The sequence below is a fragment of the Streptomyces acidicola genome (assembly GCF_009377235.1).
Taxonomy (GTDB): Bacteria; Actinomycetota; Actinomycetes; order Streptomycetales; family Streptomycetaceae; genus Streptomyces; species Streptomyces acidicola.
On the sequence record NZ_VMNX01000362.1, the window covers coordinates 1 to 6775 of the forward strand.

At 70.6% G+C, this 6775-nt stretch carries 6 protein-coding genes and 1 pseudogene; 4 read left to right on the forward strand and 3 right to left on the reverse strand.

The window, feature by feature from the left end; genetic code table 11:
- The 3 genes from FPZ41_RS43610 to FPZ41_RS43620 all read right to left on the reverse strand — a co-directional run.
- Positions 1-573 (reverse strand): NADH-quinone oxidoreductase subunit C (locus FPZ41_RS43610; protein ID WP_322621490.1); only part of this gene is annotated, 573 nt, incomplete at its 3' end.
- A complete protein-coding gene (nuoB, locus tag FPZ41_RS43615; RefSeq protein ID WP_228023406.1) occupies positions 570-1295 on the reverse strand; it encodes an NADH-quinone oxidoreductase subunit B in 726 nt (241 codons plus the stop codon). The genes nuoB and FPZ41_RS43610, both read right to left, overlap by 4 nt.
- A complete protein-coding gene (locus FPZ41_RS43620) occupies positions 1286-1723 on the reverse strand; it encodes an NADH-quinone oxidoreductase subunit A (RefSeq protein WP_322621491.1) in 438 nt (145 codons plus the stop codon). Before FPZ41_RS43620 ends, nuoB begins: the two co-directional genes overlap by 10 nt.
- A gap of 350 nt (positions 1724-2073) precedes the next feature.
- Here FPZ41_RS43620 and FPZ41_RS43625 point away from each other — a divergent pair, with 350 nt between their 5' ends.
- The 4 genes and pseudogenes from FPZ41_RS43625 to FPZ41_RS43640 all read left to right on the forward strand — a co-directional run.
- Positions 2074-3357, forward strand: coding sequence for a sensor histidine kinase (locus FPZ41_RS43625; RefSeq protein WP_152870109.1), 1284 nt, complete (start codon positions 2074-2076; stop codon positions 3355-3357).
- Positions 3358-3600: 243 nt separating this feature from the next.
- Positions 3601-4950, forward strand: a complete 1350-nt coding sequence (locus FPZ41_RS43630; protein ID WP_152870111.1) for a sensor histidine kinase — start codon at positions 3601-3603, stop codon at positions 4948-4950.
- Positions 4951-5634: 684 nt separating this feature from the next.
- Positions 5635-6294 (forward strand): response regulator transcription factor, encoded by a 660-nt coding sequence (locus FPZ41_RS43635; protein ID WP_309505219.1) that lies wholly within the window; start codon positions 5635-5637, stop codon positions 6292-6294.
- Between the two features lie 276 nt (positions 6295-6570).
- Positions 6571-6775 (forward strand): annotated as a pseudogene (locus FPZ41_RS43640) (2-oxoacid:acceptor oxidoreductase subunit alpha); the annotation flags it as partial.

Sequence of the window (6775 nt, forward strand, 5' to 3'; positions counted from 1 at the left end):
GGCCGGGGGGAGTTGGCCCTTCAGGGGTCCCCACTCGTTGGGGTCGGGGACGCCCGGCGGGAGCATCTGGCGGCGCTTGGGGCCGCCGTGGTCCGACTCGCCCGGCTCCTTGGCACCCGGCCAGGCCTTGGCCACGCGCGCGGCCAGGACGAAGTCCTTGCGCAGAGGGTGTCCCTCGAAACCCTCGGGCAGCAGGAGCGGGTCGAGGCCCGGGTGGCCCTCGAAGGTGACGCCGAACATCTCGTGGGTCTCGCGCTCGTGCCAGGCCGCGCCCGCGTACACCCCGGTGGCAGTCGGCAGGGCGGGGGCCTCGTGCGGGACCGTGGTGCGGAGAAGCAGGCGGCGGACCGGGGACAGGGCGACGACGTGGGCGGCGACGCGGAAGCCCGTGCCGGGTTCGTCGACGGCGCTCAGCCAGTCGAAGTACGTGCAGCCCAGCGCGGAGTGGGCCGTACGGAGCGCCTGGGTCCAGGATGCGGACGGGACGTCCACGGTGAGGACACCGTACGACTCCTCGGCCGTGGCCTCGGGGCCGAAGAGTTCCTCGACGGGCGCGGGGAGCCAGCCGGTCACCGGTCCCCCTTCCCGGCTCCGGTACCACCGGCGCCCACCGCAGCGGGCGGTGCCACGAGCCCGCTCTGCAGTGCGGCCGTCGACGGGCGCGCCGCGTGGCCGTACCGCTCTCCCAGCGACTCGCGCGCGATCTTCTCCTGGAGCTTCAGGATGCCCTGGAGCAGGGCCTCCGGGCGGGGCGGGCAGCCGGGGACGTAGACGTCGACGGGGATGATCTGGTCGACGCCCTTGGTGACGGAGTACGAGTCCCAGTAGGGGCCCCCGCAGTTGCTGCACGCGCCGAACGAGATGACGTACTTCGGCTCCGGCATCTGCTCGTACAGGCGCTTCACGGCCGGGGCCATCTTGTCCGTGACCGTGCCGGAGACGACCATCAGGTCGGCCTGGCGCGGGCCGGGTGCGAACGGGATCACGCCGAGACGGATGAAGTCGTGGCGGGCCATCGACGCGGCGATGAACTCGATCGCGCAGCAGGCGAGGCCGAAGTTGAACACCCAGAGCGAGTAGCGGCGGCCCCAGTTCAGGATCACCTTCATCGGCTCCGGGGCGAGACGCGCGAGCGCGCCGAGACGCTTCGGTTCCGGCAGGAGAACGGGCTCCGACGGGAGAACGGGCTCCGACGGGCCGGGCTCCAAGGGAACGGACCCCGGACGAACGGGCTCCGGACGAACGGGCTCCGCACCAACAGGCTCTGGCGAAGTCACTTCTGGCGTCACGTCCATGCCAGGACGCCCTTCTTGTATGCGTAGAGCAGGCCGACGGTCAGGAAGCCCAGGAAGATGAACATCTCGACGAGCGTCGTCGCGCCGTAGCCGGGGGCGGCGAAGACCGTCGCCCAGGGGAACAGGAAGATCGAGTCGACGGCGAAGATCACGTACAGGAAGGCGTACACGTAGTAGCGGACCTGGGTGTGCGCCCAGCCCTCGCCGACGGGGTCAACTCCGCACTCGTACGTGAGGAGTTTCTCGGGGGTGGGGACGACAGGGCGCAGCAGGCGGCCCGCGCCGAAGGCGACGGCGACGAACAGCACGCCGATGACGGCGAGCAGTCCGACGACCGAGTAGGACTGGAAGTAGTCCGACGCGGCCACGGTCACGGTTCCGTGTTCCGCGACAGCCGCGGCAGTCGTGACAGCCGTCGGTTCCGGCACGTCCGTCCCCTCACTCCCTGAGTTCGCCCCTGGTGGACTTCGACCTGTCAGTCCTGGCCAGTCGGTCCAGACCCATCGGTCCTGAGCGCCAGTCCTGACTGCCGGCCCTGACCTGCCGGTCCTGGCTTTGCTGGCCGTCGTGCACGCTGTCGTTCGCTGATCTGTACGCACGGGAGTCTAGGCCCTGCTAAAGAAACGGTAAGCAGCCCGTCTCAGCTTGAACGGTAACGCGCAAACGGCTCGACTCGGAGAGGCTGCCCGGGCTGCCGGGGATGGTGGGGTTTTCCCCAGGATGGCCGGGCGGCCCTCCTCATGGCGCGGTCTGGGGCCAGCCGGGCAGTCTGGGCAGCATGACCGTTCGCATCCCCGTCGGCTCCGACCAGCCGCACCGTTCACGGGACAGACAGAACCCGTTGGTCTCACCTTCCGGACGGCCGCTGCCGGCCGGCCGAACACCGTCCGATCCGCTCCCGCCCGCGCGGTTCGCGTTCGACGGCCAGACGTGGCGGGAGATCGCGCATCTCCTGGCCAACATGCCGGTGGCGTTGTTCGGGTTCGTCTACGTCGTGACCGTGCTGTTCACCTCGGTCTCTCTGACGGTGACGGTGATCGGCTTCCCGTTGCTCTCGGCCGCGCTGCTGGGCGCCCGGCAACTGGGGAAGCTGGAGCGGGCGCGAGCCCGGGCCCTGCTGCGGGTGCGGGTGGACGAACCGAGTCCGCTGCCGATGCGTGGGAACGGCGGGTTCTTCTCGCAGGTGTGGCTGAGCGTGAAGGACCCGGTGGGCTGGCGCACGATGTTGTACGAGTTCATGCGGCTGCCCTGGGGGATCGTGACCTTCGCCGTCACGCTCACCTCGCTGTTCGTGCTGTGGCCGGTGCTGCCCTACATCGCGCGTGCGCTGACGAACGCGGACCGGGCGATGGTGCGCGGCCTGCTCTCCCCCTCCGAGGAACTGGAGCGCCGTATCGCGGAGCTGGAGTCGGACCGGGGAGTCGTGGTCGACACGGCGGCGGCCGACCTGCGCCGCATCGAGCGCGATCTCCACGACGGGGCGCAGGCGCGGCTGGTGAACCTCGCGATGGGGCTCGGCCTCGCCAAGGAGAAGCTCCTGGAGGGCCAGAACGACGAGCACGTGGCGGCGATGGTCGAGGAGGCACACGGTGAGGTGAAGCTGGCGCTCCAGGAGCTGCGGGACCTGGCGCGGGGGATCCATCCGGCGGTGCTGACGGACCGGGGGCTGGACGCGGCCCTGTCCGCGGTGGCCTCACGCTGTACGGCGCCGGTGAAGGTGACCGTGGATCTGGAGACCCGGCCCGCCGCCGCGATCGAGGGCATCGCCTACTTCACCGTCTCCGAGCTCCTGCAGAACATCAGCAAACACAGTGGGGCCCGGTCCGCGGCCGTCGACGTATGGCGCGCGGACGAACGGCTGCTCGTCCAGGTCTGGGACGACGGCCGCGGCGGCGCCGGCCTCGACGGCGGTACCGGGATGGCGGGGCTCGCGGAGCGGTTGGGCGCGGTGGACGGGCTGTTCGTGATCGAGTCGCCGGTCGGGGGGCCCACGACGGTGACGGCGGAGCTGCCGTGGCGGGACCGGGGGGACGAGGGCGCGCGCGGGGCGCGCAGGAGGTGAGGGCGCCCGCAGGGGCTGTCTTGTGCGCTTAAGGGGCTCGGAGGGACGCGGTGCTCCCCGGAGGAACGAGGCGGGCCCCGAACCGGAGAGACGAGGTGGCCCCGGAGGGACGAGGTGGGGAAAACCCCCGACTCAAGAGGCCGACGGCCTTCATGGTCCGTTCGGTTCGGTGCGAGCACTGTGGAACCACGACATCGGAAGTGCGGAATCCGAAGAGAATCCGACGAGAAACGGACGGCGGCCATGGCCACGGAGTACGGACACGGGTACGGGAGCTGGGGTGACTCCGAGGCGGTCGGGAAGCGGCGGCACCGGCTCCCGGCGGGACTGCGGGCACCGTTCGAGGCGCGCAGCTGGCGGGAATTCGCGTACGTGCTGCTGAGCCTGCCGATCGGCATCCTGATGTTCGTGTACGCCGTGACGATGGTGTCGCTCGGGGCGGGGCTGCTGATCACGTTCCTCGGCGTACCGGTGCTGGCCGCCGCGCTCGCGGGCCTGAGGGGGCTCGGAGCGGTGGAGCGTGCGCGGGCGCGTGGGTTGCTCGGGGTGGAGGTGGCGGCGCCCGAGCCGTTGCGGGTGAAGCGGTCCGGGGCCATGGCGTGGATGGGCGCCGTGTTCAAGAGCGGCGCGTCGTGGCGGCACCTGTTGTATGCGGTGGTGCAGTTCCCGTGGGCGGTGTTCTCGTTCGCGGTGGCGGTCAACCTCTGGGCCATCGGGTGGGGGTTGCTCACGTATCCGCTCTGGTTCTGGGTCTTCCCCATGTGGGCGGGGCAGGACGGGATCCAGCTGTACGGCGACGAGTCGCACCAGGTGTACCTCGACAACCCGTTCGAGATCACGGTGACCGCGCTGGTCGGGCTGCTGTTCACGTTGGCCACGCCGTGGATCGTGCGGGCGCTGACGATGGTGGACGGGCTGATGGTGCAGGGGCTGCTGGGCCCGTCCCGGCTGGCCACGCGGGTGGTGGAGCTGGAGTCGGACCGGGGGATCGTGGTCGACACGGCGGCGGCCGACCTGCGCCGCATCGAGCGCGATCTTCACGACGGAGCGCAGGCGCGGCTGGTGGCGCTGGCGATGGATCTGGGGCTCGCTAAGGAGAAGCTGGCGGAGGATCCGCAGGCTGCGGCGCGCATGGTGGACGAGGCGCACGGTGAGGTGAAGACGGCGTTGCAGGAGCTGCGGGATCTGGCGCGGGGGATCCATCCGGCGGTGCTGACGGACCGGGGGCTGGACGCGGCGTTGTCGGCAGTTGCGTCCCGGTGCGCGGTGCCGGTGCAGGTGGAGGTGGATCTGCCGGCGGCTCGGCCTGCGCCCGCGATCGAGGGGATCGCGTACTTCACGGTGTCCGAGCTGCTGCAGAACGTGAGCAAGCACTCGGGGGCCACTCGGGCGACGGTGGATGTGTGGAAGGTGGACGGCCGGCTGATGCTCCAGGTGGTGGACAACGGGGTCGGTGGGGCTGATGTGACTGGCGGGTCGGGGCTGGCGGGGCTCGCGGAGCGGTTGGGCGCCGTGGACGGGATTCTGGTGGTGGATTCGCCGGTGGCGGGTCCTACGCGGGTCACGGCGGAGCTGCCTTGGCGGCGGGCGTAGCGCGTCGCAGCGGCGGCGGGCATCGCGCGTCGCAGCGGCGGCGGGCATCGCGCGTCGCAGCGGCGGCGGGCATCGCGCGTATCAGCGGCGGCGGGCATCGCGCGTATCAGCGGCGGCGGGCATCGCGCGTATCAGCGGCGGCGGGCGCCGCGCCGCGGCGGGTTCTGGTGGGCTGAGGGCGCCCTCTGTTCGTGCGGTCTGCACGGGCGGGGGCGCCTTGCTGCGTCTTTCCCACCGTGGCGGCTTGGGCGCCTACGCGTTTGTTTGTGGGTCGGGGGCGCGCCGGGAGGTCTCCGTCCTCGGTCCGGCGGGTCTGTGAGGTGTAGTAGGTGCTCGGTGGCGGACGCCGGCCGCTGCGGGCGGACACCTCCCGGCACACCCCCTGCCGTGCATACGCGGCCGCGCGGCGCGTCGTGGTGCGTCGTGGTGCGAGTGCGGGCGCGTACACGGCCGTGCGGCGCGTCGTGGTGCGGGTGCGAATGCGCGTGCGTGTGTGGGGGGCCAAACCGCCGGAGGCACCCCTGGGAACGGGGTGAGTCTGTCCACAGGCCCGGTGAGGGCGGGCGGATCGCGGGATACTGATGTGTCGAGGGGCGGCGCGGGGTCGGGTCGCCGGAGGGCCGTCCGATACGCGGGGCGGCCGGACACACAGGGTTCGGGGGGCCGAGGATCGTGGAGGACAGGGTGCGGGTGGTCATCGCCGAGGATTCGGTGCTGCTCAGAGAGGGGCTGACTCGGCTGCTGACCGACCGTGGGCACGAGGTCGTCGCGGGCGTCGGGGACGGGGACGCTCTGATCAAGACCATCACGGAGCTGGCGGCGCAGGGTGAGCTGCCGGACGTGGTGGTGGCGGACGTGCGGATGCCGCCGACGCATACGGATGAGGGTGTCCGGGCGGCCGTGCAGCTCAGGCGGGAGCATCCGGAGCTCGGCGTGCTCGTGCTGTCGCAGTACGTGGAGGAGCAGTACGCCACCGAGCTGCTCGCCGGTTCCAGTCACGGTGTCGGCTATCTGCTGAAGGACCGGGTGGCTGAAGTGCGTGAGTTCGTCGACGCGGTGGTGCGGGTGGCCCAGGGGGGTACGGCGCTGGACCCGGAGGTCGTCGCGCAGTTGCTGGGGCGCAGCCGCAAGCAGGACGTGCTCGCCGGCCTCACCCCGAGGGAGCGGGAGGTCCTAGGACTGATGGCCGAGGGGCGGACCAACTCGGCGATCGCGCGGCAACTCGTGGTGAGTGACGGTGCCGTGGAGAAGCACGTCAGCAATATTTTCCTGAAGCTCGGGTTGTCCCCCAGCGACGGGGATCACCGGCGTGTTCTGGCGGTGCTGACCTATCTGAACTCATGACGGGATGACACCGTGTCAGATATTAGATGTCGGACACGGGATGGGTTCACTGCCCATGGACCTTTGGGCCGAGAACCGAAGGACGAGTACGGAGCGTCTCCCCAGGAAACACCGGGGGCGGGTAAATCATGACAAGTCAGGGTGCCCAACCGTCTCATTTGTGCGTCCGCCATGCGAACGCCCCAGGGAAGGCCACCCTTACCGACGTAGGGTTGGTCTTGGGAAGGCCGGCGGGACGGCCGCCCCAGACAGCCGCCTCAAGGGAGGTCCAGTTCAGTGACCAGCCAGGTCAGCAGCCCAGCGGAGTCGGCCGACGAGGCCGTCGTGGGAGAGCAGCGCAATCCGACGGGCGTGAAGGATGTCCGTCGGGTGGATCGGGTGATCATCCGTTTCGCGGGGGACTCGGGTGACGGCATGCAGCTCACCGGTGACCGCTTCACCTCGGAAACCGCCTCGTTCGGCAACGACCTGTCCACCCTGC

Bases quoted from the DNA above. Each gene is read 5' to 3' on its own strand.
- nuoB (WP_228023406.1), bottom strand. From the start codon at position 1,295: ATGGACGTGACGCCAGAAGTGACTTCGCCAGAGCCTGTTGGTGCGGAG.
- FPZ41_RS43625 (WP_152870109.1), top strand. From the start codon at position 2,074: ATGACCGTTCGCATCCCCGTCGGCTCCGACCAGCCGCACCGTTCACGG.
- FPZ41_RS43630 (WP_152870111.1), top strand. From the start codon at position 3,601: ATGGCCACGGAGTACGGACACGGGTACGGGAGCTGGGGTGACTCCGAG.